The 26,945-nt window shown below is 63.8% G+C and carries 25 protein-coding genes; 12 read left to right on the top strand and 13 right to left on the bottom strand.

What is annotated here, in order from left to right:
- The first annotated feature begins 28 nt into the window (after positions 1–28).
- The 3 genes from lepB to era all read left to right on the top strand — a co-directional run bounded on the left by lepB (position 29) and on the right by era (position 2,598).
- Positions 29–853, top strand: a complete 825-nt coding sequence (gene lepB, locus SKA58_RS06220) for a signal peptidase I (RefSeq protein ID WP_009821533.1) — start codon at positions 29–31, stop codon at positions 851–853.
- On the top strand, positions 850–1,533 hold the full coding sequence (gene rnc, locus SKA58_RS06215; protein ID WP_009821532.1) for a ribonuclease III: 684 nt from the start codon (positions 850–852) through the stop codon (positions 1,531–1,533). Before lepB ends, rnc begins: the two co-directional genes overlap by 4 nt.
- Before the next feature lie 156 nt (positions 1,534–1,689).
- Positions 1,690–2,598 (top strand): GTPase Era, encoded by a 909-nt coding sequence (gene era / locus SKA58_RS06210; RefSeq protein ID WP_009821531.1) that lies wholly within the window; start codon positions 1,690–1,692, stop codon positions 2,596–2,598.
- Between the two features lie 142 nt (positions 2,599–2,740).
- Here era and SKA58_RS06205 read toward each other — a convergent pair whose 3' ends face one another.
- The 4 genes from SKA58_RS06205 to plsY form a co-directional block, all read right to left on the bottom strand.
- Positions 2,741–3,562 (bottom strand): hypothetical protein, encoded by an 822-nt coding sequence (locus SKA58_RS06205; protein ID WP_009821530.1) that lies wholly within the window; start codon positions 3,560–3,562, stop codon positions 2,741–2,743.
- Positions 3,563–3,723: 161 nt separating this feature from the next.
- Positions 3,724–6,291, bottom strand: a complete 2,568-nt coding sequence (topA, locus tag SKA58_RS06200) for a type I DNA topoisomerase (protein ID WP_009821529.1) — start codon at positions 6,289–6,291, stop codon at positions 3,724–3,726.
- A gap of 111 nt (positions 6,292–6,402) precedes the next feature.
- Positions 6,403–7,485: a DNA-processing protein DprA gene (gene dprA, locus SKA58_RS06195; RefSeq protein ID WP_009821528.1), complete on the bottom strand. Its 1,083-nt coding sequence runs from the start codon at positions 7,483–7,485 to the stop codon at positions 6,403–6,405.
- Positions 7,482–8,099 carry a glycerol-3-phosphate 1-O-acyltransferase PlsY gene (plsY, locus tag SKA58_RS06190; RefSeq protein WP_009821527.1) on the bottom strand — a complete coding sequence of 206 codons (618 nt, stop codon included), beginning with the start codon at positions 8,097–8,099 and terminating at the stop codon, positions 7,482–7,484. The genes dprA and plsY overlap by 4 nt, the downstream gene beginning before the upstream one ends.
- A gap of 148 nt (positions 8,100–8,247) precedes the next feature.
- Between plsY and SKA58_RS06185 the strand changes: the two genes are divergently transcribed.
- The 4 genes from SKA58_RS06185 (at position 8,248) to SKA58_RS06170 (ending at position 11,440) form a co-directional block, all read left to right on the top strand.
- Complete coding sequence (locus tag SKA58_RS06185; RefSeq protein ID WP_009821526.1) at positions 8,248–8,706, top strand: membrane protein; 459 nt, start codon at positions 8,248–8,250, stop codon at positions 8,704–8,706.
- 51 nt (positions 8,707–8,757) lie between these two features.
- Positions 8,758–9,561 carry a glutamate racemase gene (murI, locus tag SKA58_RS06180; RefSeq protein ID WP_037542190.1) on the top strand — a complete coding sequence of 268 codons (804 nt, stop codon included), beginning with the start codon at positions 8,758–8,760 and terminating at the stop codon, positions 9,559–9,561.
- Between the two features lie 180 nt (positions 9,562–9,741).
- The gene (gene hemA, locus SKA58_RS06175; RefSeq protein WP_009821523.1) at positions 9,742–10,968 is read left to right on the top strand and encodes a 5-aminolevulinate synthase; all 1,227 of its coding nucleotides are present in this window, start codon (positions 9,742–9,744) and stop codon (positions 10,966–10,968) included.
- A gap of 1 nt (position 10,969) precedes the next feature.
- Complete coding sequence (locus SKA58_RS06170; RefSeq protein ID WP_037542188.1) at positions 10,970–11,440, top strand: SF0329 family protein; 471 nt, start codon at positions 10,970–10,972, stop codon at positions 11,438–11,440.
- A 31-nt stretch (positions 11,441–11,471) separates the two neighbouring features.
- Here the strand turns inward: SKA58_RS06170 and SKA58_RS06165 are convergent, their stop codons facing one another.
- A complete protein-coding gene (locus SKA58_RS06165; protein ID WP_371388926.1) occupies positions 11,472–12,095 on the bottom strand; it encodes a class I SAM-dependent methyltransferase in 624 nt (207 codons plus the stop codon).
- Positions 12,096–12,112: 17 nt separating this feature from the next.
- On the bottom strand, positions 12,113–13,333 hold the full coding sequence (locus tag SKA58_RS06160) for a DUF3419 family protein (RefSeq protein ID WP_009821520.1): 1,221 nt from the start codon (positions 13,331–13,333) through the stop codon (positions 12,113–12,115).
- Positions 13,334–13,478: 145 nt separating this feature from the next.
- On the opposite strand from SKA58_RS06160, the gene SKA58_RS06155 reads away from it, so the two are divergent.
- Together SKA58_RS06155 and SKA58_RS06150 are read left to right on the top strand one after the other, a co-directional pair.
- Positions 13,479–14,471, top strand: coding sequence for a ligase-associated DNA damage response exonuclease (locus tag SKA58_RS06155; RefSeq protein WP_009821519.1), 993 nt, complete (start codon positions 13,479–13,481; stop codon positions 14,469–14,471).
- Complete coding sequence (locus tag SKA58_RS06150; RefSeq protein ID WP_009821518.1) at positions 14,471–16,054, top strand: cisplatin damage response ATP-dependent DNA ligase; 1,584 nt, start codon at positions 14,471–14,473, stop codon at positions 16,052–16,054. Before SKA58_RS06155 ends, SKA58_RS06150 begins: the two co-directional genes overlap by 1 nt.
- Positions 16,055–16,117: 63 nt before the next feature.
- Here SKA58_RS06150 and SKA58_RS06145 read toward each other — a convergent pair whose 3' ends face one another.
- On the bottom strand, positions 16,118–16,675 hold the full coding sequence (locus SKA58_RS06145) for a fasciclin domain-containing protein (protein WP_009821517.1): 558 nt from the start codon (positions 16,673–16,675) through the stop codon (positions 16,118–16,120).
- A gap of 195 nt (positions 16,676–16,870) precedes the next feature.
- Here SKA58_RS06145 and SKA58_RS06140 point away from each other — a divergent pair, with 195 nt between their 5' ends.
- The 3 genes from SKA58_RS06140 to SKA58_RS06130 all read left to right on the top strand — a co-directional run bounded on the left by SKA58_RS06140 (position 16,871) and on the right by SKA58_RS06130 (position 20,717).
- On the top strand, positions 16,871–18,076 hold the full coding sequence (locus SKA58_RS06140) for a saccharopine dehydrogenase family protein (protein WP_037542663.1): 1,206 nt from the start codon (positions 16,871–16,873) through the stop codon (positions 18,074–18,076).
- Positions 18,077–18,184: 108 nt separating this feature from the next.
- The gene (locus SKA58_RS06135) at positions 18,185–19,357 is read left to right on the top strand and encodes a carboxynorspermidine decarboxylase (protein WP_009821515.1); all 1,173 of its coding nucleotides are present in this window, start codon (positions 18,185–18,187) and stop codon (positions 19,355–19,357) included.
- Between the two features lie 151 nt (positions 19,358–19,508).
- Positions 19,509–20,717: a type III PLP-dependent enzyme gene (locus SKA58_RS06130; protein WP_009821514.1), complete on the top strand. Its 1,209-nt coding sequence runs from the start codon at positions 19,509–19,511 to the stop codon at positions 20,715–20,717.
- Between the two features lie 46 nt (positions 20,718–20,763).
- Here SKA58_RS06130 and SKA58_RS06125 read toward each other — a convergent pair whose 3' ends face one another.
- The 6 genes from SKA58_RS06125 to SKA58_RS06100 are packed head-to-tail and all read right to left on the bottom strand — an operon-like array spanning position 20,764 to position 26,922.
- The gene (locus SKA58_RS06125) at positions 20,764–21,981 is read right to left on the bottom strand and encodes a class I SAM-dependent RNA methyltransferase (protein WP_009821513.1); all 1,218 of its coding nucleotides are present in this window, start codon (positions 21,979–21,981) and stop codon (positions 20,764–20,766) included.
- Entirely contained in the window at positions 21,978–23,369 is a 1,392-nt protein-coding gene (locus SKA58_RS06120) for a bifunctional ADP-dependent NAD(P)H-hydrate dehydratase/NAD(P)H-hydrate epimerase (protein ID WP_009821512.1), read from the bottom strand. Before SKA58_RS06120 ends, SKA58_RS06125 begins: the two co-directional genes overlap by 4 nt.
- The gene (locus tag SKA58_RS06115) at positions 23,366–23,728 is read right to left on the bottom strand and encodes a hypothetical protein (RefSeq protein ID WP_009821511.1); all 363 of its coding nucleotides are present in this window, start codon (positions 23,726–23,728) and stop codon (positions 23,366–23,368) included. Before SKA58_RS06115 ends, SKA58_RS06120 begins: the two co-directional genes overlap by 4 nt.
- Entirely contained in the window at positions 23,725–24,441 is a 717-nt protein-coding gene (locus SKA58_RS06110) for an N-formylglutamate amidohydrolase (RefSeq protein ID WP_009821510.1), read from the bottom strand. Before SKA58_RS06110 ends, SKA58_RS06115 begins: the two co-directional genes overlap by 4 nt.
- Positions 24,438–25,319 (bottom strand): 4-(cytidine 5'-diphospho)-2-C-methyl-D-erythritol kinase, encoded by an 882-nt coding sequence (locus SKA58_RS06105; protein WP_009821509.1) that lies wholly within the window; start codon positions 25,317–25,319, stop codon positions 24,438–24,440. Before SKA58_RS06105 ends, SKA58_RS06110 begins: the two co-directional genes overlap by 4 nt.
- Positions 25,306–26,922: a tetratricopeptide repeat protein gene (locus SKA58_RS06100; protein ID WP_037542662.1), complete on the bottom strand. Its 1,617-nt coding sequence runs from the start codon at positions 26,920–26,922 to the stop codon at positions 25,306–25,308. Before SKA58_RS06100 ends, SKA58_RS06105 begins: the two co-directional genes overlap by 14 nt.
- Positions 26,923–26,945 lie beyond the last annotated feature (23 nt).

The following is a 26,945-nucleotide window of genomic DNA, read 5'->3' as shown; positions in this document are numbered from 1 at the left end:
GCTGAAGCGAAGGAAAAGACCAGCATCCATGACTGCCAAATCCGAAACACGGGACTTCCTCTGGTTTCTCGTCAAGCTGGGCCTGTTCGTCTTCATCCTGCGCAGCTTCATCGTCTCGCCCTTCAACATCCCATCGGAATCGATGCAGCCGCGCTTGCTGATCGGCGATTATCTGCTGGTGGCCAAATGGCCCTATGGCTATTCGCGCTATTCGCTGCCGTTCAGCGTGCCGTTGATCCCCGGCCGCATCCTTGCCTCCACGCCGGAACGCGGCGACGTGGCGGTGTTCAAGGCGCCGCCGACGCAGAAGAATGATTATATCAAGCGCGTGATTGGCCTGCCCGGCGACATCGTCGCGGTACGCGGCGGCACGGTGTATCTCAACGGTCAGGCCATTCCCAAGCAGAAGGTCGCCGACTTCGTCATCCCCGTGACCCCAAACATGATCGAAGCGTCGGATAAGGAAGGCAGCCCCTCGCCCTGCTACCGCCCGGACTTTGAGGAAGCCGCACCGGGCGGCGGTCGGCAATGCCGCTATCCGCAATTTCGCGAAACGCTGCCCGGCGGAAAAAGCTATAATGTGCTCGACCTGCTGCCCGATGGCGCGGCCGATGATCGTGACGCCGTGCTGGTGCCCGAAGGCCATCTCTTCATGATGGGCGACAATCGCGACCGCAGCGCCGACAGCCGCTTCCCCGCGGTCGAAGGCGGCGGCATCGGCCTGGTCCCCGAAAAGAATCTGGTGGGCAAGGCGCTGGTTTCGGTGTTTTCGACCGATGGCAGCGCCAACTGGCTGCTCCCCTGGACCTGGTTCACCGCCGCCCGCTGGAGTCGCATCGGGGAAGGCTTTTGACCGTATCGCCACCCAGACCTGACACCGATGGCTGGCTCAAAGATCTGATCGGCCGCGCGCCGCACAACCGCGCGACGTTCGAACAGGCGCTCACCCATGGCAGCGCCAAGCCGGTCAATTATGAGCGGCTGGAATTTCTGGGCGATCGCATATTGGGCCTGTTGATCGGCGAATGGGTGTTCGACCGCTTCGCCGACGAACCCGAAGGTAAGTTGTCGCGCCGCTACAACGCTCTCGTTTCCGGCGAAACCTGCGCCGACATCGCCCGCACCGCAGGCGTGCCTAAGCATCTGATCCTGGGCAAGCAGGCACGCGACGATGGCGCCGCCGACAGCGACAATGTGCTGGGCGACGTGATGGAGGCGCTCATTGGCGCGCTCTATCTGGAAGGCGGCCTGGACGAAGCACGCGCCCTCGTCCGCCGCTTGTGGGGCAACCGGGTCGACACCCAGACCAGCGCGCCGCGCCACCCCAAGTCCGCGCTTCAGGAGTGGGCCGCCGCCAACAGGCGCAAGCCCCCCGAATATCAGATGACAGACCGCTCCGGCCCCCAGCATGCGCTGCGCTTCACCGTCGCCGTCTCGATCAAGGGTGCAGGCGAGGCAAGCGCGACCGGCGCATCCAAGCAGGAAGCAGAAACGGCGGCGGCCAAGGCGCTGCTAGAGAAACTGGCGGGATAGGTCCAGCTTCCTCTCAAGATAGAAAACACCTACAACATTCTCGTCATCCCGGGCTTGACCCGGAATCCCGCTTTTTCCGCAAAACACGCGAGAATAAGCGGTATCCCGGCTTTCGCCGGGACGACGAGATTGCCGTAGTCGAACGGAGTATATTTGTTGGACGTTTCAGAAGAATCCCAGCGCTGCGGCGTAGTCGCGATCGTCGGCGCCCCCAATGCGGGCAAGTCGACGCTGGTGAATGCGCTGGTGGGGCAGAAGGTGGCGATCACCAGCCCCAAAGCGCAGACCACTCGCACCCGTGTCATGGGCGTCGCGATCGAAGGCGACGCGCAGATCGTGCTGGTCGATACGCCCGGCATCTTCGCACCCAAGCGTCGGCTCGACCGCGCGATGGTGCAGGCGGCCTGGGGCGGCGCGCAGGGCGCGGACCTCATCGCGCTTGTCGTGGATGGCAAAGCGGGTCTTGGCCCCAAGATGGAGCCGATCGTCGAGGCGCTCGTCCATCGCTCTGAACGCAAATGGCTTGTGCTCAACAAGGTCGATATCGCCATCAAGGAAAAGCTGCTGGTCCACACCCAGAAACTCTATGAGCGGGTCGGCTTTGAGGAGACATTCTTCATCTCCGCCCAGACCGGTGACGGCCTGGCGCAGCTCAAGACCGCCTTTGCCGACGCTATGCCGCAGGGACCATGGCATTTCCCGGAGGATCAGGTGTCGGACGCCACCGACCGCATGCTGGCGGCCGAAATCACCCGCGAGCAGCTGTATCACCAGCTCCACGCCGAACTTCCTTACGCCGCCGCCGTCGATACCGAACAATATAAGGAACGCGAGGATGGATCGGTCGAAATCCACCAGCAAATCCTCGTCGCTCGCCCGACCCAGCGCGCCATCGTGCTTGGCAAGGGCGGTCAGCGTCTCAAGGAAATCGGATCAAAGGCGCGCGCCGAACTGGCCACGCTGCTCGGCGTCAAGGTCCATCTCTACCTGCACGTCAAGGTGAAGGAAGATTGGGAAGACGACCGCTTCATCTACCGCGACATCGGTCTGGATTGGGTGGAATAACCGCCAAGCAAGATCGTTGCCCGACCGCTTGCAGCAGGTTTCGCAGCTGCTGCCTCATCAGCGGTTGGGCCGGCTTTGCACCTATTATCCGACCATGGCCGCCGACCCGGCAATATCAGGGTGCGACAAGACCAAAGGCCGGCTAATCGATGGTGACACCCGTTGCCAACCGGATGCGTTCATCGCGCAATATTTGCATCCGCGTATCAGCGTCAGCCGGTGCGATACTGCGCCCTCGTTCATCCGCCAACGTGCGAATCTGGTCGTCGATGCTCTGCACCCGCGCCATCTTGTCAAACGCCTCGCGCTTTTCGACCGACTCCATCACGATCTGTAGTCCGGTGCCAAAGGAGCAGGCCTGATGATAGGCGTTCACCTCGCGGATCATCTCGTCGACAGGATAAGTCGCAGCGGTCTGCTTCAGATGCGGGGTGATGAACTCAAGCAACCGGACGCGTTCGGTGTCGATGGCCTTGGTGATCGTCTGGATGATCTGGTTGCGATAGACATGGGTGTTCACATGGTCGCGGCTACCACTGATGACGGCAGCGCCACCGGAGAGAATGGATTTTGCCAGTTCCCCTGTCACGATCGTCGAAGTAGTGGCCAAGCCTGTGGTGAAGATGCTCATCCAGCCATTCACTTCGGCCTGACGCTTGAGCAATAGCGCCTTTTCCGACGTGCAAACGTCATCCGCCTGTTTCAGCAAGATCGCAGCCAGGCGATTTCGGGCAATCTCATCGTCTACCGCCGCATGATAAGCCGTCAGTCGGGGATCGGTGACGCCGGGAAATGTGAAACAGGACAGATTGATTGCACCAGGACGGGAATCCGCCGCCGTCGGCTTGGGCCTGCCCCTGTGCACGTCAGGCTCCCGTGCCGTGCGGCAGCTATCGCTGTCGGGATAGACCGCCATCGTAACGGGTTCGACGCGCGCGCCGCCCGCGCCCGCGCACGCAGACATGAGGAGTGACCCCAGGCACAGAACCATCCCGCCAGAAAATTGCCGCATCTGCATGTGCTTCTCCCCCCGAATCCGCACGACCCGCGAATATCATCCAGGAAAGGATGGTAAGTCGCAAGTCGTTATTGATCCGAAATGAAGCAGCTAAATGATCAGAATGGTCAGCCCGTTGCGGCAGTCTTCTTCGCCGATGCCTTCTTGACGGCAGGTTTCTTGGGCGCGCTATCCTTCTTCGCTGCTGCCTTCTTGGGCGCGGCTTTCTTCTTGCCCTTCTTCGCCGGGGCAGCCGCGGCCTTGGCGTCGATCAGTTGCGCGGCTTCCTCTAGGGTCAACGCTTCGGGCGTGACCGTCTTGGGCAGCGTCGCATTGGTCGTGCCATCGGTGACATAGGGACCATAGCGCCCTTCCATCACCTTGATCTCCGCTTCGGTGCGCGGATGCGCGCCCAGCACTTTCAGCGGTTCGCGCGCCGCGCCCCGGCCGCCGCGCGTGGCCGCTTCGGCGAGTTTCACGACAGCGCTGTTCATCCCCACCTCGAAAATCTCGGCAGTGTTGGACAAGCGGCCATATTTGCCATCGTGCAGCAGATACGGCCCAAAGCGGCCGATATTGGCAACGATCGGCTTGCCCGTTTCCGGGTGCAGCCCCACCTCACGCGGCAGGCTCAGCAGCTTGACCGCCCAGTCCAGCGTCAATTCGCCATCGGGCAGATCCTTGGGAATCGATCCGCGCTTCGCCTCCTTGCCCTCGCCCATCTCGATATAGGGGCCAAAGCGGCCGGACTTGCGCGTGATGTCCTGCCCGGTCTCGGGGTGCTGGCCCAGCACTTCCGGCCCTGTATCTTCGCCGTCCTTGCCGCCGGGCTGACCAAATTTACGGGTATATTTGCAGTCGGGATAGTTGGAGCAGGCGATGAACGCCCCGAACCGCCCGCCGCGCAGCGCCAGTTGGCCGTCGCCGCACATCGGGCAGGCGCGCGGATTGCTGCCATCGGCCTTGGGCGGGAAGAGCATCGGCTCCAGAAACTTGTCCAGCTCCGCCGTGATGTCGCTCGGCTTCTGCTCCATCACCTCGGCGGTCTTGGGCTTGAAGTCGCGCCAAAAGGCCTCCAGCACGTCCTGCCACTGCGCCCGGCCGCCGCTGATATCGTCCAGCTCGTCTTCCAGCCCCGCGGTGAAATCATAGGAGACGTAGCGTTCAAAAAACCGCTCCAGGAACGCCGTGACCAGCCGCCCGCTTTCCTCGGCAAAGAAACGGTTTTTCTCCACGCGCACATAGTCGCGGTCCTTGAGCACCTGCAAGGTCGAGGCATAGGTGGACGGCCGCCCGATACCCAGTTCCTCCAGCCGCTTGACCAGCGAGGCTTCGGAATAGCGCGGCGGCGGCTGGGTGAAATGCTGTTCGGCACTGACCTTCTTTTTGGCCGGCGCATCCCCCGCGGCCATGCGCGGCAACAGCTTCGCATCATCGTCCTCGCTGTCGTCGCGGCCCTCTTCGTAAAGCGCCAGGAAGCCCGGAAAGATCACGACCTGCCCGGTGGCGCGCAGCGTATGACTCCCGCTGCCATCGACCATGTCGATCGTCGTGCGCTCCAGCCGTGCGGACGCCATCTGGCTTGCCAGCGCACGCTTGAAGATCAGATCATAGAGGCGCGCATGATCGCCCGACCCCGCCTTGTCACGGCCGAACTCGGTGGGACGGATGGCCTCGTGGGCTTCCTGCGCATTCTTCGCCTTGGTCTGATATTGGCGCGGTTTTTCGGGCAGATAGCCGCCGTCATAACGGTCCGCAATCGCCTTGCGCGCCGCCGAAATCGCGCTTCCGTCCATCTGCACGCCGTCGGTCCGCATATAGGTGATCGCGCCATCCTCGTAGAGCTGCTGCGCGATCCGCATCGTGTGGCTGGCGGAAAAACCGAGCTTGCGCGCCGCTTCCTGCTGCAAAGTGGACGTGGTGAAGGGCGGCGGCGGATTGCGCGTGAGTGGCTTCGTCTCGACCTTGTCGACGGTGAAGCGCCCGGCCTCCACATCGGCCTTGGCGGCCATGGCGTCGCCTTCCTTGCCGATGGTCAGGCGCTCAATCTTTTCGCCTTTCCAGCGGACAAGGCGCGCGGTGAAGGCCTGCCCGCCCTGCTCCATCTCAGCCGCGACCGACCAATATTCTTGGGGGCTGAAGCTTTCGATCTCGCGCTCGCGCTCGACCACCAACCGCAGCGCCACCGACTGCACGCGCCCGGCCGACTTGGCGCCCGGCAGCTTGCGCCACAGCACCGGCGACAGGGTGAAACCCACCAGGTAATCAAGCGCCCGGCGCGCCCGATAGGCGTCGATCAAATCCTCGTCCAGCGCGCGTGGCTGCGCCATCGCCTCGGTCACTGCCGCCTTGGTGATCGCGTTGAACGTCACCCGGTCGACCTTTTGCGGCAGCGCCTTCTTCGCGCGCAGCACTTCCTGCACATGCCAGCTGATCGCCTCGCCCTCGCGATCAGGGTCAGTCGCCAGGATCAATCGGTCGGCCTTCTTCGCCTCGTCGGCGATGGCTTTCAGCTGCTTGCCCTTGTCGCCATAATTTTCCCAAGACATCGCAAAGCCGTTGTCGGGATCCACCGACCCGTCCTTGGGCGGCAGGTCGCGGATATGGCCATAGCTGGCGAGGACATGGAAATCGCCGCCCAGATATTTTTCGATGGTCTTCGCCTTGGCCGGCGATTCGACGATGACAAGCTGCATGGATGCCCCGGTAAAAAATCTCTCACGTATACGCGCGAGTGTGGAAAGGGATGACGCCCCCCGTCAAGCGTCGCTGATGTAGGCATGGCTGCCGCCCAAGGCCAGCCTCTTTCAGCGCAGGCTTACCTTAGCGCCCGCATGCCGCTCCAGCGCGCCGGCCAGTTCCAGTTCGAGCAGCACCGTCTGCACCACGGCGGGCGACAGGCCCGACAGGCGGATAAGTTCGTCCACCGGAGCCGCCGCCGGCCCCAGCAGCCCGATGACAGCGGCGCGCTCGCTTTGCGCAACGTCGCTCGACACCGGCTCGCCGATAAAATCGAAGCTCCCCTGCCGCACCATGCGCGGGTCGAAACCGCCGATCGCCTCGATCACGTCCGCGCCATTCTGGATCAGCGTCGCGCCCTCGCGGATCAGCAGGTTGCACCCTTGCGCGCGCGGATCGATGGGCGATCCGGGCACCGCCATCACCTCGCGCCCCGCCTCGCCCGCCAGCCGCGCGGTGATGAGCGATCCCGATTTGGGCGCGGCCTCCACCACGACCGTTCCCAAAGCCAGCCCTGCGATGATCCGGTTGCGCGCCGGGAAATGCCGCGCGAGCGGCTGAACGCCCGGCGGATGTTCGGTGACAAGCAGGCCGCGTTCAGCAAGCGCCTCCTGCAAATCCCGATTCTCCGGCGGAAACACCACGTCGATGCCGCAGGCGATGACGCCGATCGTACCGCTGTCGATCGACCCGCGATGGGCTTCGGTATCGATCCCCCGCGCCAGTCCCGATACGACCACCGCCTCCCGCTGCCCCAAGTCCTGCGCCAGACTGCGCGCGAAGCGGCACGCCGCCGCCGATGCGTTACGCGCGCCCACGATGGCGACGCAGGACCGCGCGGCCAGTGCCGCATCGCCGCGCACGATCAGAGCCGGTGGCGCGCCTTCCATCTGGTGGAGCAAAACGGGATAATCAGCATCACCCATCAACAGATAGCGGCCGCCCAGTGCGCGGGTGGCCGCTATCTCGCGCTCTACGGCGCCGGCATCGGCTACGCTCGCCCGGCCGCCGCCCCGTTCCGCCAGCAAGGGAATGGCGCGCAACGCCTCGCTTGCGCTGCCAAAGCGGGCAAGCAGTTGCCGATAGCTGACTGGCCCGATTCGCGGCGAGCGGATCAAACGCAATCGATCGAACCGCTCCCGCTCACTCATTCAGGCATAGCCGTCTTGGATTTCCCGACCTTGGGTTCCTCACCCCTCGTCAATCGCGCGATATTTTGCCGATGCCGCCACAACAGGATCAACGCCATCGCAAGGCTCACCGGCACCAGGTCGACGCGGTCGAATGCCCACATCGCTATGGGCGCGCTGATCCCCGCCGACATTCCGCCGACCGACGACCAGCGCGTGCCGAACAAAAGGCCCAGCCAGACCAGCGCAAAAACGATGCCCGCAGGCCAATAGAGCGCGGTCACGACACCCATCATCGTCGCCACGCCCTTGCCCCCGGCAAAGCGCAGCCACACCGGGTAGCAATGACCGATGAAGGCCATCGCGCCCGCCATCGGCCCACCGCCATCGACAATCGCGGCACCGATCAGCACCGCCGCAGCCCCTTTCAGCAGGTCCAGCAACAATGTCGCGGCGGCCAGCCCCTTGCGCCCGGTGCGCAGTACATTGGTCGCGCCGATATTCCCGGACCCGATCTGGCGCAGGTCGCCCGCGCCGGTCACGCGGGTCAGCAGCAAACCAAAGGGGATGGAGCCCAGCAGATAACCCAGGACCAGAACGAGAGTGGGAAGAAGCCAATAAGGTGTCATGAACATCGCCGATAGAAAGTGCCCGCGACCATAGCGTGACAGTCGCGCGGAGCAATGGCGAAGCTGTATCGCGCCATGATGACGCCCTTTGTCACCCGTATCTGTCACCCGCATCCTTTTGCTCGTTCGGGCGCTTATGCCTCTCTTCCCGGACATGATGGAGCTTGCCTTGATACTTCGATCCGCCCTTATCGGCCTGGTTGCTGGCCAGCGCTCGCTCACCCCGCTGGCCGTGCTTGCCGGCGCCGCGCGCGACGGGTTGTTGCCCGATGCGCCGCGCGCAACCGCGCTCCTCTCCAACCCGTTGATCGCAACGGGCGCGGTTGCGCTCGCTGGGCTGGAAATGGCGGGCGACAAGATGGAAAGCGCGCCCGACCGCACAGTGAAGCGCGGCTTGGCAGTGCGCATCGTCACGTCGGCCTTCGCCGGGGCCGTCCTCGCCCCGCGCGGCAAAGGCGCGCTGGGCGCCGCAACGGCCGTCACTGCCGCCATCGCCAGCGCCTATGCGGGCCTTGCCCTGCGCAAGAAGGCGATGCGCGCCTATGGCCAAGTGCCGACCGGCGCGATCGAGGATGCGGTGGTCCTTGCCGGCGGACTAGCCGTCACCCGCTGACGTCGCGCAGGGGCGTTGACAGGCAAGCGCCCCATCGCGACAGGAGCGGGCATGACGGTCGCTGCAGATGCTCCCATCCTGTTCTTCGATTCCGGCGTGGGCGGACTTTCGATCCTCGCCCCGGTCAGGGACATGCTGCCCACCGCATCCATAGTCTATGCCGCCGACAGCGCTGGCTTTCCTTATGGCACCAAGAGCGAAGCGGAAATCGCCGCGCGTGTGCCAGCGCTGCTTGGCCGCCTGGTGGAGCGCTATCGCCCGCGCCTCGCTGTCATCGCCTGCAACACCGCCTCGACGATCGCCCTTCAGCATGTGCGCGCCGCGCTCGACATACCCGTGGTCGGCACCGTTCCTGCGATCAAACCCGCCGCGCTTCTGTCGAAAAACCGTATCTTCGGCGTCCTTGGCACCGACGCGACCGTGCGCCAGCCTTATGTCGATCGCCTTGCGGCAGAACATGGCGCCGATTGCATCGTCCTGCGTCATGGCTCAGCAGCCCTGGTGCAGTTGGCCGAAGCCAAGCTGCGCGGGGAACCACTCGATCCCCGGGTCGCTCGTGCGGCGCTTGCAGGCCTTACGACTCAGCCGGGGGGGCAGCGCATGGACATGGTCGTCCTCGCCTGTACCCATTTTCCGTTGGTGGAGGCCGAACTGGCCGCCGCCGCTCCCCATTCTCTGGGGTTCGTCCATGGCGGAGACGGCATCGCCCGCCGCATTGCCTTCCTGACGGAGGGTCAGACCTGGCCGGCTGAGCCAACCCCGGGAACTGCCGTGTTCACCCGCCTCGACGCCCAACAGGAAAGGTTGCGCCCGGCTCTGGCGCGCTATGGCCTTGATCGGATCGAACAACTCTGACGGGGTAGGCCATTTGTCCAATGCCCCTTTCATCGATCAGTCTGATAGGTATTTCCCCCTAAGGCTGCGAATGGTTATCGCTGGTAATGAGCGGATCACGCAGGTAAATGCGACCATATGGGCAGGGGAAATGCGCGCCCAGAACGACAATATGCGCGCGAACGAACGGGAAGAAGCGTAGTGAATTACAAGCACATCTTTTCGCAGGCGATCGACCGGCTTCATAGTGAAGGCCGCTATCGCGTCTTCATCGATATCCTGCGCAACAAGGGCGCTTTCCCCAACGCACGCTGCTTCCACGGCCATAACGGCCCCAAGCCGATCACCGTGTGGTGCTCCAACGACTATCTCGCCATGGGCCAGCATCCCAAGGTCGTCGCCGCCATGGAAGAGGCGCTGCACGATGTCGGCGCCGGATCGGGCGGCACGCGCAACATCGGCGGCAACACCCATTATCATGTCGACCTGGAAGGCGAACTCGCCGACCTGCACGGCAAGGAAGCGGCGCTGCTCTTCACCTCGGGCTATGTGTCGAACGAAGCGACGCTCTCCACGCTGGCAAAGCTGCTGCCCGGCTGCATCATCTTTTCCGATGAACTCAACCATGCGTCGATGATCGCGGGCATCCGTCATTCCGGATGCGAAAAGCGCGTGTTCCGCCACAATGACGTCGATCATCTGCGCGAACTGCTTGCCGCCGAAGATCCCGATGCGCCCAAGCTGATCGCCTTTGAAAGCGTGTATTCGATGGACGGTGACATCGCCCCCATCGCCGCCATCTGCGACCTGGCGGACGAATTTAACGCGCTCACCTATCTCGACGAAGTCCATGCCGTGGGCATGTATGGCGCGCGCGGTGGCGGCATTTCGGAACGCGACGAAGTGGCCGATCGCGTCACCATCATCGAAGGCACGCTGGGCAAGGCGTTCGGCGTCATGGGCGGCTATATTGCGGCCGACCAGATGATCGTCGACGTGATCCGCAGCTATGCGCCCGGCTTCATCTTCACCACATCCCTTTCGCCCGTGCTGGTCGCGGGCGTCCTGGCCAGCGTGCGCCATCTCAAGGGGTCCAGCGAGGAGCGTGAGGGGCAGCAGGCATCGGCCGCGCTCCTCAAGCAGTTGATGCGCGACGCGGGGCTGCCGGTCATGAACTCCGTCACCCATATCGTCCCGCTGATGGTGGGCGATCCAGTCAAGGCCAAGCGGATCAGCGACATCCTGCTCGCCGAATATGGCGCCTATGTTCAACCCATCAATTATCCCACCGTCTCCCGCGGCACCGAAAGGCTGCGCTTCACACCAGGCCCCGCCCATACGGAAGAAATGATGCGCGACCTGGTCGGCGCACTGGTGGAAATCTGGGACCGGCTGGACCTGGAACTGCTGGAGCGCCAGGCGGCTTGAGATGCGTTGGAGTGGGTTGCGAGCTTTGGTGATCGAGCGCTTCGCTCCTGAAGTGCGTGGCCGACTGGATATCCAAAGCACGCGTTATGGCAATTGCACCTGTGGCCATGCCTGGATGACCTTTGACGGCGAGGTCATTGCCAATTTCTGCACGCGCGCAAATTACATTGCGGGTGGCTATGAAGGTGGATCAGCCAATCGCAACTTGATGTATCGCTCGCAGTTTGCTGACTTTGGCGAGCTAAGTCGGCAGGATGCGTATCGCGCCTGCTGGGATTTCATCCATGAACTCTCGATCGAACAAGCGATGCAGGATGATGATCCGCTGATCCAATCCCTGGCGATGGCTGATGGCCGGATCGGAACGCGACGACTTGAGCAGATTGATGGGAGCAAGTTACACCGACTGGCGGCCCATATCTTGGATATCCGTCGTCAGACAAGAGGCGTAAAGACCCGTAACGCTGCCTGAAGCCACTTAGCGGTGCCTACGCGCCCCATAATTAAACCCGGATCAACCCGCCGCGCACCGCATAGCCGCGATAGAGCGTCCGGCTCTGCGCCACGCCGCCGACATCCTGCGCCAGCTGCTCGATCGCCGCGTGCAGGCCCGCGCGCGGCGACACATGGAACGCCCCCAGCCAGCCGAACAGCGCGCGCTTCCAAAATCGCGGCAGGCGCTCCTGCTGCCCGAAATCGACGATCTCCAGCTTGCCGCCCGGAGCAACGCATCGCGCTGCTTGCCGCAGCGCCGCTTCCCAATCCGGGATCATCGACAGCGCATAGCTGATGAATACCCGGTCAAAGGTCGCGCGCCCGAACAGCGTAAGCGCATCAAAGCCACAAGCGTCGCCCTGCGCCAGCGTGACGCGCTGCGCCATGCCTGCCTTCGCCACGCTGCCGCGCGCCGTGTTCAGCATCGCTTCCGATATGTCCACACCGTATAATGGCGCCTGCGGCCACGCCTTACCCACTGCGATCAGGTTCCGCCCCGTGCCACAGCCGATTTCCAAAACCGTCCCGCCGTCCGGCACGGCGAGATCAGCGATCAGCCGGTCCCGCCCCAGCAGATAATATTTGCGCGTCAGGTCATAGATATGCCGCTGGTAGCGATAGACCCCGTCCATCAGCCCCTTATGATCGTTCACACATCATCCCTCAGCACATAAAGATGAACGCCGCCATAGATGGCCGAACGATCACGCGCTGTGTAATCGCGCGAGGCGTCGGCGCGATACTGCCAGCGCCCCAGCACGTTGTCGCTGACACGGCCCGGCAGGATGCTCGGCTCACCCGCAGTGCGGAACAGAACTCGCGCCCCCGGCTTCGCCGTTCGCGTAATCTGCGCCCACAGCGCATTCAACTGGTCGTCATCCATCCAGTCCTGCGCATCGAGCAGGATATAGCGGTCGCAGGACGCTGCCGACTGGCTGGCGAGAAAATCGGTAAAGTTGACATGACGGACATCCACGCGCCCGGCCCGCGTCCGCACCGCCTCATGGTTTGCCGCCTGCAAATAGGGGGGCAACGGCCCTTCACCCCCTGCATAGCCGCGCCCGAAGGCCTGCACCGCGAAATAATTGTCCTTCAGATCAAAATCGCATGCCAGTTTCTTCAGGCGCGTCTTCAACACTGCGTCCATGCGCGCGTCCCCGGCAAGTGCCTCGAACTGCGCGGGCGGGATGCCAAGGCCGAACAGCGACGCCGGTTGACTGGTCAGCCAGCGCACAAAGCCCCTGTCGAAGATCGGCGCCAGTTCGCGCTCGAAAATTTCCAACTGCTCCTCACGCGTCCGCGCGTCCAGCATCCGCCGGGGATTGACGCCATGCAGCCGCGCCAGCAGATGCGCCGCGCCGATAAATCGGCCCAGCAAGCCGTGTTTGTAGATGCCACGGGCAAATCCGCCGATGCGCCGCCGGCCGATCAGGTCGCGCCCTTCCCAGTAACGCCGCGTTGCCTCGTCCAGTTGCGGCGCGACCAGTTCGCGATAGGCCGCCACATTGGCGCGATCGTCGGCTTGCGCGAAGAATCGATGGAAACTGGCATGATCGGGCAGCGTCCGCGCCGCCATCAGCTTCAGACGATTGAGCGCGATATGCGCGGTATTCAGGTCCACTGCCGTGATCTTCGCCGGGTCCGCGGTCAGATAGGACAGCACATTGCACCCGCCCGACGCGATCGTCACCACATGGTTGTCGGGCTGAATCGCCAGCGCCTCCATGTCCACCGCCGGATCCTCCCAGATCTGGGCATAGACCAGCCCGCGAAAGGCGAAGGTGAAGGCGCGTTCCAGCAAGCCCTGTTTCGATAGATGGCGATGCCTGTGCACCGCCTTGGTGATGGTCCTGTGGGCTGAAATGGCCATGATCGCGACTCCCCGCTGCGCGTTCCTATCCTCGCGCGATAGGGCAATGGCGTGTCGGCGACGTGACGCTGGCGTTACCATGCGGTGACTCGCCTTTCTGGTCAGGCTTGCGGAACCGCCATGCCCCTTCCCATCTTCTTGCCCCATGGCGCATTGGATCGAACCACAGCCGACAGGCATCTATGTCCGGCCCGCCGACGCGTGGATCGACCCCTCCCTGCCGCAGGAGCGCGCGCTGGTGACGCATGGCCATGCCGATCATGCGCGCGGCGGCCATGGCCATGTCTGGGCGACGCGCGAGACACTGGCGATCATGGGCCTGCGCTATGGCACGGCCAGCGGCACTGCGGTCGATTATGGCGAAGACGTGCGGCTAGGGGGCGTGACGATCCGCTATGTCCCCGCCGGTCATGTGCTGGGATCGGCGCAGATCATCCTCGACCATGCCGGTGAGCGCGTGGTCGTGACCGGCGATTATAAGCGCCGCCCCGACCCTACCTGCCTGCCCTTCGAACCCGTCCCCTGCGATATCTTCGTGACCGAAGCCACCTTCGGCCTGCCGGTGTTTCGCCATCCCGACACCGGCAGCGAGATGGATCGGCTGCTCGCCGCGCTCCATGCCAATCCCGACCGCTGCGTCCTCGTCGGCGCCTATGCGCTGGGCAAGGCGCAGCGCGTCATCGCCGAACTGCGCGGCCGCGGCCATCATGACGCCATTTACATCCATGGCGCGCTGGAGCGGATGTGCGCGCTTTACCAGGATTTTGGCGTCGAGTTGGGCGCATTGCGCCCTGCCACCGGCGTTCCGGCCAAGGAGATGCGCGGGCATATCATCCTCTCGCCCCCATCCGCGCTCAACGATCGCTGGAGCCGCCGCCTGCCCGACCCTATCACCGCTATGGCGTCAGGGTGGATGCGGGTGCGCCAACGCGCCCGGCAGAAGAATGTCGAATTGCCCCTCGTCATTTCCGACCATGCCGACTGGGACGAACTCACCGATACGATCCGGGAAGTCGCCCCCAACGAAACCTGGATCACCCATGGCCGCGAAGAAGCGCTGCTCCACTGGTGCATGACCCATCAGATCCGCGCCCGCGCGCTCGCGCTGGTCGGCCGTGAAGACGAGGATGAAGGCTGATGCGCGGCTTCTCCCAACTTCTCGACGGCCTCGTCTACACCCGCTCGCGCAATGGCAAGCTTGGCCTGATCGCCACCTATCTGCGCGACGCGCCTGATCCCGATCGCGGCTGGGCGCTTGCCGCGCTTACTGGCAGCCTTGATCTCAAAACCGTCAAATCCTCCGCCATCAGCGAAATGATCCGCGCCCGCACCGACCCCATTCTTTACGAAATGAGCCGCGACTATGTCGGCGACCTCGCCGAAACCGTTGCCCTCCTCTGGCCCAAACGCACCGACCAGCCTGCGGAACTGGATGATGGATCGCTCAGCCTCTCCGCCGTCATCGACCGCCTCCACAATGTCAGCCGCGCCGCCGCGCCCGACGCGCTCGCGCACATGATGGACCATCTCGATTCATCGGGACGGTTCGCGCTCTTGAAACTGGCGACCGGAGGCCTGCGAGTCGGCATTTCGGCGCGGTTGGCCAAGACAGCCTTTGCCCAGGCTTTCGACCTCGACGTCGATGATGTCGAACAGGTCTGGCACGCCCTCTCCCCGCCCTATGCGGCCCTGTTCGATTGGGCCGAAGGCCGCGCCGGTCGCCCAGACCCCGAGGGCACGCCCTATTTCCGCCCGTTCATGCTCGCCCATCCGCTCGAGGCCGACAGCGTTGACCTCACCGACTATGCCGCCGAATGGAAATGGGACGGCATCCGTATCCAGATTGTGGGCACCGGCAGTGAGACCCGACTCTATTCCCGGGCCGGCGACGATATTTCCGGCAGCTTTCCCGAAATCGCCGCGGCCTTCACCGGCCAAGCCGTACTGGACGGCGAATTGCTGGTCAAAGGCGAGTTCCAAGGGGGTGAAGCCGCCAGCTTCAATGCATTGCAACAGCGCCTGGGACGCAAGGCCGTTACCACCAAGATGATGGAGGACTATCCCGCCTTCGTGCGCCTCTACGACCTGCTGATTGAAGGCGAGGACGATATTCGCGCGCTGCCCTGGCACCAGCGCCGCACCCGGCTGGAGGCATTCGCGCCCACGCTCGATCCACACCGCTTCGATCTGTCGCAAGTGATCGAGGCTGCGGACTTCGCCGCCCTCGCCAACATCCGCGCCGGTGCCCGCGATGCCGCGATCGAGGGGGTGATGCTCAAACGCCGCGACAGTCCCTATGTCGCCGGACGCAAGGCGGCGCTCTGGTATAAGTGGAAACGCGATCCGCTGACCGCCGACTGCGTCATGATGTACGCGCAGCGTGGCCACGGGAAACGCTCATCCTATTACTCGGATTACACTTTTGGATGCTGGACGCCCGACGGTGAATTGCTCCCCGTGGGCAAGGCCTATTCGGGATTCACCGACGAAGAACTGAAATGGCTCGACCGTTTCGTCCGCCAGAATACGGTCAATCGCTTCGGCCCGGTGCGGGAGGTGGAAAAGACGCTGGTGCTGGAGGTTGCGTTCGACAGCATCCACGACAGCAAGCGTCACAAGTCCGGCCTGGCCATGCGCTTCCCACGCATCGCCCGTATCCGCAAGGACAAGCCCGCGCATGAGGCGGATATGATTGAGGGGCTAAGAAAGCTGGTGGTCTAGGATCGGAAAGCGGCCGGCCCGCATGCAGTCGGGTCGGCCGCCTCCCTCACATCATCGGAACGGTCAGGGCATCAGCACCGTATCGATGACATGGATAACGCCGTTCGACTGATTGACATCTGCGATGGTCACCATCGATTTGCCGCCCTTAGCATCGGTCAGATAAACAGAATTGCCTTCCACCCATGCCGTCAGCGGTTCGCCCTGAACGGTCGTCAGCATCGCCTTGCCGCCATTGGCCTTGGCCTGCGCGATCAGGTCGGCCGCGTTCAGCTTGCCCGGCACGACATGATAGGTCAGGATCTTGGTCAGGTCGGCCTTGTTCTCAGGCTTCAGCAATGTGTCGACCGTGCCGGCGGGCAGCTTGGCAAAGGCCGCATTGGTCGGCGCGAACACGGTGAAGGGACCAGAACCTTTCAGCGTATCGACCAGGCCAGCCGCTTTCACCGCCGCAACCAGCGTGGTGTGATCCTTCGAATTGACCGCGTTGTCGATGATATCTTTGGTCGGTGACATGGCCGCGCCCCCGACCATGGGGTTGGTCGCTGTCTGGGCCGTTGCCCCGCCGCTGACGGATAGCAACGCGCCGGCCAGCGCGATCGTTAGGGTGGATACTTTCATGTCGTCATCCTTCCTCTGTCACTCCCCGTCATGCGAGGATGCTGACATTACGCGCCAGCCGGCGGGAGGATGCGCGACTGCCCCAAAGGACAGGCCGGATGGCCCGCCCAGGCGCATCTGACTTTGCGCTGTCATGCCCGCACCCTATATGGACGCTTTCGCGCGGGCACGCGCAGCAGGCATATGGAGACACAATTGAGCAAGGTTCTGGTCATCGGCGCGGGCGGCGTCGGTTCTGTCGCGGTCCACAAGATGGCGATGAACAGCGACATATTCAGCCATATCACGCTGGCCAGCCGCCGCATCGTCAGTTGCGAAAAGGTCGCCGAATCGGTGAAGGCGCGCACGGGCGTCACCATCGACGTGGCGCAGGTCGATGCCGACAATGTGGACGAGACGATCGCGCTCATTGAGAAGGTCCAGCCAAAACTCGTCGTGAACCTGGCCCTGCCTTATCAGGATCTGGCGATCATGGACGCTTGCCTCGCGACCAGGACCGACTATCTCGACACCGCCAATTACGAACCGCGCGACACCGCCAAGTTCGAATATAGCTGGCAGTGGGCCTATCAGGAGCGCTTCAAGGACGCCGGCATCATGGCGCTGCTGGGTTCGGGCTTCGACCCCGGCGTTACCAGCGTCTTCGCCAGCTACATCAAGAAGCATCTGCTCGACCGGATCGACACGCTCGACATATTGGATTGCAATGGCGGCGATCATGGCCAGCATTTTGCCACCAACTTCAACCCCGAGATCAACATCCGCGAAGTGACCGCGCCCTCGCGCCACTGGGCGAACGGCGAATGGGTCGAAGGGCCGGCACTCAGCCACAAGCAGGTCTTCGACTTCGACCAGGTCGGCGAGAAGAACATGTACCTCATGTATCATGAGGAACTGGAAAGCCTTGCCACCCACTATCCCGAAATCAAGCGCATCCGTTTCTGGATGACCTTTGGAGACGCGTATCTCAAACATCTCGAGGTGCTCCAGAATGTCGGCATGACCCGGATCGACCCGGTCATCTATAATGGCCAGGAAATCATCCCGCTCCAGTTCCTCAAGGCCGTGCTGCCCGAACCGTCGAGCCTGGGCTCGACCACCAAGGGCAAGACCAACATTGGCGACATCGCGACGGGTCAAAAGGACGGTCAGGAGAAGACCGTCTACGTCTATAATATCTGCGATCATGAGGACGCCTATGCCGAAACCGGCAACCAGGCGGTCAGCTACACGACGGGCGTGCCGGCGATGATCGGCGCGGCCATGATGCTGACCGGCGCCTGGCGTGGGCAAGGCGTGTTCAACATCGAACAGTTCGATCCCGATCCCTTCATGGACATGCTGAACAAGCACGGCCTGCCCTGGCAGGTGAAGGAACTGGACGCGCCGCTCGACTTCTGACGATCCCACGCAGGATCGTCATCCCGGCGAAGGCTGGGATCTCGTGCGGCATCGCCGTGCCCTCTCGCCTGAGACCCCAGCCTCCGCTGGGGTGACGGAGTTATTGTTATGGAAACCCGCGCCGGCGATCCCGCCGCCTTTGCCCGCTTCGACCTCTACCGCGTGCCCTCGCCCGCCTTTGTAGTGGACGAGACCGCGATCCGCCGCAACCTTTCGATCCTGCGCGACATTGGTGATCGCGCTGGCATCAAAGTGCTAGGCGCGCTCAAGGCTTTTTCCATGTGGTCGCTCGGGCCCGTCATCGGCGAATATCTTGACGGCGTCTGCGCCTCGGGCATCTATGAAGCGCGCCTCGGCCGAGAGGAATATCGTGGTGAGGTCGCGACCTATTGCGCCGCCTACAAGCCCGATGATCTCGCCGAAATTCTGCGCATTTCCGATCATGTCATCTTCAACAGCCCCGGCCAGATCGCGCGCCTGAAGCCAGTTATCGACGCTGCACGCAAGGACGGTGTGAACTTCGACATCGGCCTGCGCCTGAACCCGCTCCATGCCGAAGGCGAAGTGCCCAAATATGACCCCTCGCAGCCGCATAGTCGGCTCGGCTTTCCGGTCGACCAGTTGCGGCCGGAGCATCTGGAAGGCGTGGATGGCCTCCACATCCACAATCTGTGCGAACAGGATTTTCTCCCGCTCCAGCGCACCTGGACGGCGATCGAATCGCGCGTCATGCCCCACGTTGCCAATCTTAAATGGCTGAATTTTGGCGGCGGCCACCATGTCACCCGCGCCGACTACCAGATCGACGACCTCGTCGCCTTTCTTCAGACCATCAAGGCGCAGACCGGGCTCGATCTCTATATCGAACCCGGCGAGGCGATGGCGCTGGACGCGGGCATATTGGTCGGCGAAATCCTGGACGTCATCGACAATGGCATGCCCGTCGCTATCACCGACATCAGCGCCACCTGCCACATGCCTGACGTGATCGAAGCGCCCTATCGCCCCGCCATGTTGCATGAGGACAGCAACGGTCCCGTGACCCGGCTCGGCGGCCCGTCCTGTCTGGCGGGCGACATCATCGGCGACTATCGGGTCCCCGGTGGCGCTGAGCCGGGCGCGCGTATCGCCTTCCTGGATCAGGCCCATTATTCGATGGTGAAGACCAACACCTTCAACGGCGTGCCCCTGCCATCCATCTGGCTTTGGAACAGCGACACGGACGAACTCAAGGAAATCCGGTCCTTTTCCTACGCTGATTTCAAGGCCCGTCTCTCCTGAGGCACGGCTGACGGCAAGCCACGCAACAAAATTTCTACCGATGCTTTACAGAGGGGAGCCCGCCGCATATATCGGCCGTCCGCTGCCCCATGGGACTTCCACCGCAAGGCAGCTTTTTTACTGCCAACGACTACACTGGAGGTCCCTTGAATTGCACAAGCATCCTAGCGCGCTGGGGGTAGCGACCACCCTCAAACCGGCAGCACCGGTAACGCTGATTCGCCCCGAAGCCGCTGCTCGGGCCGCCCGCTTCTTTGCCGAGAAGTTTCCGGGTCGCTCACTTTATGCGGTTAAGGCGAATCCGTCTCCTGATCTGATCCGCACCCTGTTCGCATCGGGCATCACGCATTTCGACGTGGCCTCGATCGCTGAGGTGCGTCTGGTTGCCGAAGCGCTTGCCGGGCAGGATGGCGCGAAGCTGTGCTTCATGCATCCCGTCAAGGCAGAGGAAGCCATTGCCGAAGCCTATCATGTTCATGGCGTGCGCACCTTCTCGCTCGACACGATCGACGAGCTGGACAAGATCATGCGCGCGACTGGCCATGCGACCGATCTGGAATTGTGCGTTCGCCTGCGCGTGTCGTCGGAACATGCCGAACTCAGCCTGGCGTCCAAATTCGGCGCTGAACTGGGCGAAACCCGCGAATTGCTGATGGCCACGCGTCAGGCCGCCGATGCGCTCGGCATCTGCTTCCATGTCGGCAGCCAGGCCATGAGCCCGCAGGCCTATAGCGACGCCATCGAACGCGTACGCGCGGCGATCGTCGATGCGGCCGTCACGGTCGACATCATCGACGTAGGCGGCGGCTTCCCCTCGGTTTATCCTGGCATGGAGCCGGTGTCGCTGGAGCGCTATTTCGACGCCATCCACCGCGGTTTCGAAAGCCTGCCGATCAGCTATTCTGCGGAACTGTGGTGCGAACCCGGCCGCGCGCTGTCGGCCGAATATAGCTCGGTCGTGGTGCGCGTCGAGCGTCGCCGCGGCAATGAGCTCTACATCAATGACGGCGCCTATGGCGCGCTGTTCGACGCGGCGCATATCGGTTGGCGTTTCCCGGTCGAACTGCTGCGCGAAGAAGCAAGCCTGGAATCGCTGGAGGGCTTTTCCTTTTACGGCCCGACCTGCGACGATATGGACCATATGGTCGGCCCCTTCATGCTCCCTTCGGACGTGAAGGCCGGCGACTATATCGAGATCGGCATGCTGGGCGCCTATGGCGCGGCCATGCGCACCGGGTTCAACGGCTTTACTTCGGAATCGACGATCGAGGTCGAGGATGAGCCGATGGCGAGCCTTTACGCGGAAAACTCGCTGCCCCGCAGGCGCGCGAATGTGGTGAAGCTCGGCTCTTCGCTCTGAGCGACAGAAAAAAGGCCCCGCTGGCAGATGCTAGCGGGGCCTTTCTCTATTTGCGGAAGATGCCGACCAGTTCGACATGGGTAGACCAGCGGAACTGGCCTACCGGCCTGACGCTTTCCAGCCGATAGCCCGCTGCCGTCAGATGCGCCGCATCCCGCGCAAAGCTGGCAGGGTTGCAGGACACATAGGCGATTGTCGGCACATCCGCCTGTACCAACTGCAACACCTGCTCCCGCGCACCCGCGCGCGGGGGATCGAGAATGACGGCGGCAAAGCGATTTAGCTCCTCGGGTGTCAATGGCCGCCGAAACAGGTCGCGATGATCGGCGGCCAGCCGCCGTTGCGCCCGGCCCGCCGCCATCTTGAGCTGAAGAATCACATCACGCGCGGCCTCCGCCGCATAGACGGGCCTCCCTTCGCCAGCAGCCAGAGCAAAGGTGCCAAGTCCGCAAAACAGGTCCGCGACCGCGCCTGTTGCCGGCAAAGCAGCGCGCACTGCATCGGTCAAGGCCGCCTCCCCGTCTGGCGTCGCCTGGAGGAATGAATAAGGCGGAAACGCCACCGGCACACCGCCGAAGCTGATTGTTGCCGCGTCCGGCTCCCAGCGTGTCTGCGGCCCGTCCCCCTCGTCGATCGTCAGCCGCGCCAATCCATGCATCCGGGCAAAATCGCCCAGCCCTTCGTCCGCCGCCAGCCCCTCTACCCGCACGCCCTCCAGCAGCAGGTCCACGCCCTGATCGATCAGGGACATCTTCACATGCGCCGCCCGCTTGTCCGGCAGGATCAGCGCCAGCAAGGATCGCAGAGGGTCCACCAGCGCAAACAATCTGGGATCGAGCACAGCGCACATCTGAAGGTCGATCAGGCGATGACTGCCCTCCTCGGCGAAGCCGATCGTCACGCGCTTGCCCGCCCTTGCCGCGCGCAGCGATGCGCGCCGCCGCGTCATCGGCGGAGACAGGTGCGGCGGCAGCACCGTGGCCGCCGTCACGCCCTGACCCGCCAATGCGCCGACCACCCGCGCGATTACGAAATCGGCATAGCTTTCCTCGTCCAGATGCTGGAGCTGGCAGCCCCCGCATGCCGGAAAGTGGGTGCAGGGCGGCTGCGCATGATGGACACCAAAGACGACAGTTCCATCGGGCAGCACCCGGTCGCCCGGCGCTGTCAGGGGCACATGCCGCCCGTCGCCGGTGACGCCATCACCGCGCGCGGCAATCCGGATGATGCTGTCGGCTTCGCTGTCTGTCTTGCTATCGGTCACAATCGCGCGGCGATAGCCGCTGGCAGCGCGTCAAGCAAATCATCCGCGACAAAGGCCGGTCGGCAGCGTCGCGCCGCATCGCCGTGCAGCCAAACCGCCTGACAGGCGGCACGGAATGGATCGCCCGTCACCGCCAGCCGCCCGGCCGCCAGCCCCGCCAGCACATCGCCTGTCCCGGCGGTCGATAGCCAGCTCGACGCACCCACCGCGACCGCCACGCGACCATCAGGCGCGGCCACGACGCTATCCGCGCCCTTGTAGACGATGATGGCTCCAGACCTGTTGGCCGCAGCGCGGGCACGATCAATCTTGCTGCCTGACAACTGTCCAAACATGCGCCCGAACTCACCTTCATGCGGCGTCAGGATCGCGCCGGACGGAATGGACGGCATATGTTCCTCGGCGAGCAATGTCAGCGCATCCGCATCGATCACCATAGGATGTCCGCTCTCCAGCGCCGCTTCCAGACGCGCCCGCGCATCAGCGCCAAGGCCCAGGCCCGGCCCCACCAAGAGCGCGGCAATCCGCTGATCGTCCAGTTCGCTCGCCAGAGCCTCAGGTTGCGCAACGTGCCGATCGATGATGGCATGAAGCCCGCCAGCCGGCCCATCGGCAGCCAAAAGTCGCACCGCGCCCGCGCCCGAACGCGCCGCCGCCTCGCTCGCCAACAGGCTCGCCCCCGCCATGCCGCCGCCGATAACGGCCACCAGACCCCGACTATATTTATGCGCGGTAACGGCCGGAACGGTAAGACCAGGCGCGCCCAGGCGCTCGACCTGACTGGCTAGCGGAATGTGGAGCGGCGCCAAAACCAGTCGCCCGCACCGCTCGGCCGCCGGTTGCAACAGATGCGCCGGCTTCCAGGCTCCCAATGCAATCGTGACGCCAAACCGCGGCACATCCGACAGCAACGTGCCACAGTCGGTCCCCACTCCGCTTGGCAGGTCGACCGCATAGGAAGCCACTGCGCTCTCCACCAGCGCGCCCAACCTCTGCGCTACCGCCCCGTCCAGCCCGCGGCTCAAGCCAATGCCGAACAGGGCGTCCACCACCTGCGTCGCGGGCGCGGTGGTCATCACATCTTCGACCGGCCCATCCCATGCCGCCCGCGCCCGTCGCGCGGAGTCGGTGCCGCTCTCGCTTAAGGCCGCCACACGCACGGGAACGCCGCGCTCGCGCAGCAACCGCGCAACGACAAAGCCATCGCCGCCATTATTGCCCGGACCGCACAGGACCAACAGATTGCGCCGGTGTCCTGCACGCCAAATGATCTGCGCAACCGCCTTCCCGGCGCATTCCATCAGCGCATAAGGATCGACACCCCTATCGAAAGCCGCCTGCTCTGCCGCCCGCATCTGCGCTGCCGTCAGGACAGACGCATGGCTCATTGCGCCGGACCGGCGATCTTCACCGGTAGCCGATAGCGATCATCGCCCACGCTGGCTTCGAGCATATGGTCGCCAACTATGCGCAACTGCACAGCTTCCGCGCCATCGGCCTCCTTCAGTCCGCGCCCATCGGAGAGGACGCGGAATCGGCGAAAACCACCATCCGGGTGACGGATCGTCAGCACGTCGCCGTCGCGCTCCAGCGTGCAATCGGGCGACCAGTCCTGCGCTCCTCCAATGCTGCACACCGGCGTGTCATCGCCCTGCGCCGTCGCCGCCTCCTGCTCAGCAGCCGTCCGATCACCGCCACAGGCCGCAAGCAGCGGCAGCAGACAAAGGCCGGGGAACAGACGCGTCATATCAACCGACCCCGGCATTCCAGCAGCACCGGCCCGATCAGGTCCGCAAATCGCTTCTGGCCGGCGGCGTCCGCCACAAGGTCCTGCCGCATCTCGATCCCAAGATAGGGAATGCCATTGGCTTCGGCATGGCGGTTCATCGTGGCGTTGAGCAATCGACCCGAATAGGGCAACTGGTCGCCAACGATCAGTCCGGCCGCCTCCAGCATGGGAATCGCCATGCGGGCGGCGCGATCATCCTCATTATACAATATGCCGATGTCCCAAGGACGTTTCTGCGCCGGATCGCTCTCCAGTATTGGCGTAAAACTGTGCAGTGACAGGATGAAGGGCGACGTCATCCCATCCAGCAACACGCCGATGGCGTGATGGTAAGGATGATAGAAACGGATCATCCGTCCCGCCAGGTCCGCGTTGCGATTGCCCGGAATGGCATGGCCATCGCTCATCACCGGTAACAAACCGGCCGCATCCTCTTCCCGGTTGAGGTCGATCACCAGGCGCGACACACCGGCCAACAGGGCGGTGCAGCGCAATTGTTCGGCCAGCAACCCGCTCACTTCCGCCACGCCAATATCGATGGCGATATGCTTGCGCAGCAAAGCTGGGGCCACGCCGAGGTCAATATCCTCCGGCACATGCGCTGACGCATGATCAGCGACGATCAAAAGGTCAGTCGGCCCGCCGTCGATGCGGGTGAAGGCTTGCGTCATGCACTTCTGATCCGTGTTTCCATTATCCACCATTCCGGCCGATCGGCGCCGATCGCCGCAGCGGCCCGGCCCATCGCTACGTCATCGTCAAACAGCGCAAAGCAGGTTGCGCCTGACCCCGACATACGCGCTAAGGTGAGCCTTGCCTGTCCATTCAGCATCGCCAACACATCGGCAATGGCGGGCGCCAGCGCAATTGCCGGCTCTTCCAGATCATTGCGTCCCTGCGTGACCAGACGCTCTATGCTGTCAGCCGACAACGGGCCGCGATCCTGCCGGTCCCAGCCCGCAAAAACCGCAGCGGTGGAAACCGCCACACCCGGATTGACCATCAGCATCGGCCGACCTTCCAAACCGGCCACGCCATGGCGCGCCAGTTCCTCGCCACGCCCGCTCACCATCTGTGTCACGCTGGCGACACAGGCCGGGACGTCCGACCCCAGATCCAGAGCCAGCGCAGCCAGTTCCGCCGGTTCGACCCGTACGTCCCACAGCCGCACCAGCAGGCGCAGCGTCGCGGCCGCATCGGCCGAGCCACCGCCGATCCCCGAAGCGACGGGCAGCATCTTGGTCAGACGCAACCGTGCGCCACGCTCGGTGCCTAGATAATCCTGCAAAGCCTTGGCGGCACGCATGACCAGATTGCGCGGCCCCGCATCCAGCGCGGTGGCGAACGGCCCGTCGATCACCAGATCGATTGCGCCATCGTCATCCGCTTCGCCTTCCAGCCGATCGCCATGATCGGCAAAGACGAACAGACTTTCGAGCGCATGATAGCCATCGTCCCGTCGCCTGCGCACATGCAGAGCGACATTGACCTTGGCATAAGCGGTTTCGACCAGAAGATCGGCTGGAGCCTCCAGTTCAGGGTGCGGCATATTCGGGCTTCAATCCCTCACGGGCCTTGGCGGCCAGCCGCTCGGCAACATCGCCTTCGGCAAAGATGGCCGCCGCGTTCCACGCATAGCGTGCTTCATACCGACGTCCCGCGCTCCACAACGCGTCGCCCAGATGCTCGTTTACCGTGGGGTCGTCTGGTGCGCCTGCCGCCGCGCGTTCCAGCACAGGGACGGCCGCTGTCACATTCCCTGTCACATATTGCGCCCAGCCCAGAGAGTCCGTGATGGACGCGTCCTGCGGTTTCAAGGCACTGGCGCGCTTGAGCAGCGTCAGCGCCTGATCGACATTCTGCCGCCGCTCGATCTGCGCATAGCCCAGATAATTGAGGATGGCAGGCTCGTTGGGCGCCAGTCTCGCCGCACGCTCCAGCACGGCGCGCGCGCCGTCCCACTGCTCGCCCTGTTCCAGCGCGCTGCCTTCAAACAACAGCAACGACCATGGCATGGTTTCATCGGTGTAGCCGGCCTGAGCGGCGCGGAATGCGGCGGCCGCCCCGGCGAAATCCTTTTCGTCGGCCAGCAACCGACCCAGCTGCACATGGCGCGCCGCATCTGCCCCAGGCTGCTGCGCCCGGCTGCGCGCCAGAACGATCGCGCCCGCGCGATCGCCCGCTTCGGCCAGCGCGACGATCAATTCCGCTTCGGCCAGCGGACCATACCATCTGTCGCCCGTGGATTTTCGGGCCTCCGCCACGCCAAAGGCCGGATAGCTTGCGGCGGTCAGCAGCCGGGCGGCGATGATGTGACCCTCCGCACTGGTCGGGTCGGCAAAGGTCGCAATTCGCGCGAGCCGCATGCCCAGCGCCACTCCCGCCTCATCCGTTGCTATGTCCGCCGCCAAACGCGCCACCAGCCGCGCATAGCCTTGTGCGGGGGATAGCAGCGCCCGTTTGCCCTTGGGATATTTCCCGCGCTTCAGGTCTGATCGCGCCACCGCGAAATCCGCCGAGCCATCCGGCAGCATCGCCAATGCTTCATCACGAAAGCCCCGAGCGGCGAACTGGCCGGCAAAATTGAGACGCAGTGCAGCGCCGTCGTTCCCGCCCCGCAAGGCCAGGGCCCGCCGGGCGGCTGGCATGGCCGTCTCCAGATCGCCGCGGCCGATAGCCTGCAACGCAACATGCTCGTCAACATAACGCCGCGCCAGATTGGCGAACGGATCGGCGTCGGAAATGACCGGCGGCTCGGCGCGACCTTCGCCCTGCGCGATCCAGCTGCGGATCATCGGCGCCAGAAAAGCGAAATTGCCCTCCTGTTCCAGCCTGTCCGTCGCGCGGGCCGCCGCCGTCCAGTCCCGTCGCTCAAGCGCCTCGCCAATCCACAAGAGCGTCCCGTCGCGCGGCAATATCCCTTCTGAATCCAGCATGGTCGCTGCGCGCACCGACAGGTCCTGGTCCCCGCTTTCTAGCGCCTGTGCGAAGGATCGACGCGCGATGGCGATGCTATCAGGGTCCAGCGTCATCGCCGCCCGATAATTCGCCACTGCCGCCTGTAACGCGCCATCTCCATCGGCCAGCCGCGCTTGCGCATAAGCGTGAAGCGCGCTGTCAGGATCGACGGCCGCGCCAGCGACCGCCGGCATGACCAGCAGCAAGGCGGGGATGA

The sequence above is a fragment of the Sphingomonas sp. SKA58 genome (assembly GCF_000153545.1).
GTDB lineage: Bacteria > Pseudomonadota > Alphaproteobacteria > Sphingomonadales > Sphingomonadaceae > Sphingobium > Sphingobium soli.
This window is presented reverse-complemented; position numbering and strand designations above follow the sequence as displayed.

Bases quoted from the DNA above. Each gene is read 5' to 3' on its own strand.
- dprA (WP_009821528.1), bottom strand. From the start codon at position 7,485: ATGAGTGAGCGGGAGCGGTTCGATCGATTGCGTTTGATCCGCTCGCCG.
- SKA58_RS06170 (WP_037542188.1), top strand. From the start codon at position 10,970: ATGCGTTGGAGTGGGTTGCGAGCTTTGGTGATCGAGCGCTTCGCTCCT.
- SKA58_RS06160 (WP_009821520.1), bottom strand. From the start codon at position 13,333: ATGGCCATTTCAGCCCACAGGACCATCACCAAGGCGGTGCACAGGCAT.
- SKA58_RS06110 (WP_009821510.1), bottom strand. From the start codon at position 24,441: ATGACGCAAGCCTTCACCCGCATCGACGGCGGGCCGACTGACCTTTTG.
- SKA58_RS06115 (WP_009821511.1), bottom strand. From the start codon at position 23,728: ATGACGCGTCTGTTCCCCGGCCTTTGTCTGCTGCCGCTGCTTGCGGCC.
- SKA58_RS06145 (WP_009821517.1), bottom strand. From the start codon at position 16,675: ATGAAAGTATCCACCCTAACGATCGCGCTGGCCGGCGCGTTGCTATCC.
- SKA58_RS06100 (WP_037542662.1), bottom strand. From the start codon at position 26,922: ATGCCGGCGGTCGCTGGCGCGGCCGTCGATCCTGACAGCGCGCTTCAC.
- lepB (WP_009821533.1), top strand. From the start codon at position 29: ATGACTGCCAAATCCGAAACACGGGACTTCCTCTGGTTTCTCGTCAAG.
- SKA58_RS06155 (WP_009821519.1), top strand. From the start codon at position 13,479: ATGGCGCATTGGATCGAACCACAGCCGACAGGCATCTATGTCCGGCCC.
- SKA58_RS06135 (WP_009821515.1), top strand. From the start codon at position 18,185: ATGGAAACCCGCGCCGGCGATCCCGCCGCCTTTGCCCGCTTCGACCTC.
- topA (WP_009821529.1), bottom strand. From the start codon at position 6,291: ATGCAGCTTGTCATCGTCGAATCGCCGGCCAAGGCGAAGACCATCGAA.
- SKA58_RS06205 (WP_009821530.1), bottom strand. From the start codon at position 3,562: ATGTCTGCGTGCGCGGGCGCGGGCGGCGCGCGCGTCGAACCCGTTACG.
- SKA58_RS06185 (WP_009821526.1), top strand. From the start codon at position 8,248: ATGATGGAGCTTGCCTTGATACTTCGATCCGCCCTTATCGGCCTGGTT.
- murI (WP_037542190.1), top strand. From the start codon at position 8,758: ATGACGGTCGCTGCAGATGCTCCCATCCTGTTCTTCGATTCCGGCGTG.
- SKA58_RS06105 (WP_009821509.1), bottom strand. From the start codon at position 25,319: ATGCCGCACCCTGAACTGGAGGCTCCAGCCGATCTTCTGGTCGAAACC.
- SKA58_RS06165 (WP_371388926.1), bottom strand. From the start codon at position 12,095: ATGGACGGGGTCTATCGCTACCAGCGGCATATCTATGACCTGACGCGC.
- plsY (WP_009821527.1), bottom strand. From the start codon at position 8,099: ATGTTCATGACACCTTATTGGCTTCTTCCCACTCTCGTTCTGGTCCTG.
- SKA58_RS06120 (WP_009821512.1), bottom strand. From the start codon at position 23,369: ATGAGCCATGCGTCTGTCCTGACGGCAGCGCAGATGCGGGCGGCAGAG.
- SKA58_RS06150 (WP_009821518.1), top strand. From the start codon at position 14,471: ATGCGCGGCTTCTCCCAACTTCTCGACGGCCTCGTCTACACCCGCTCG.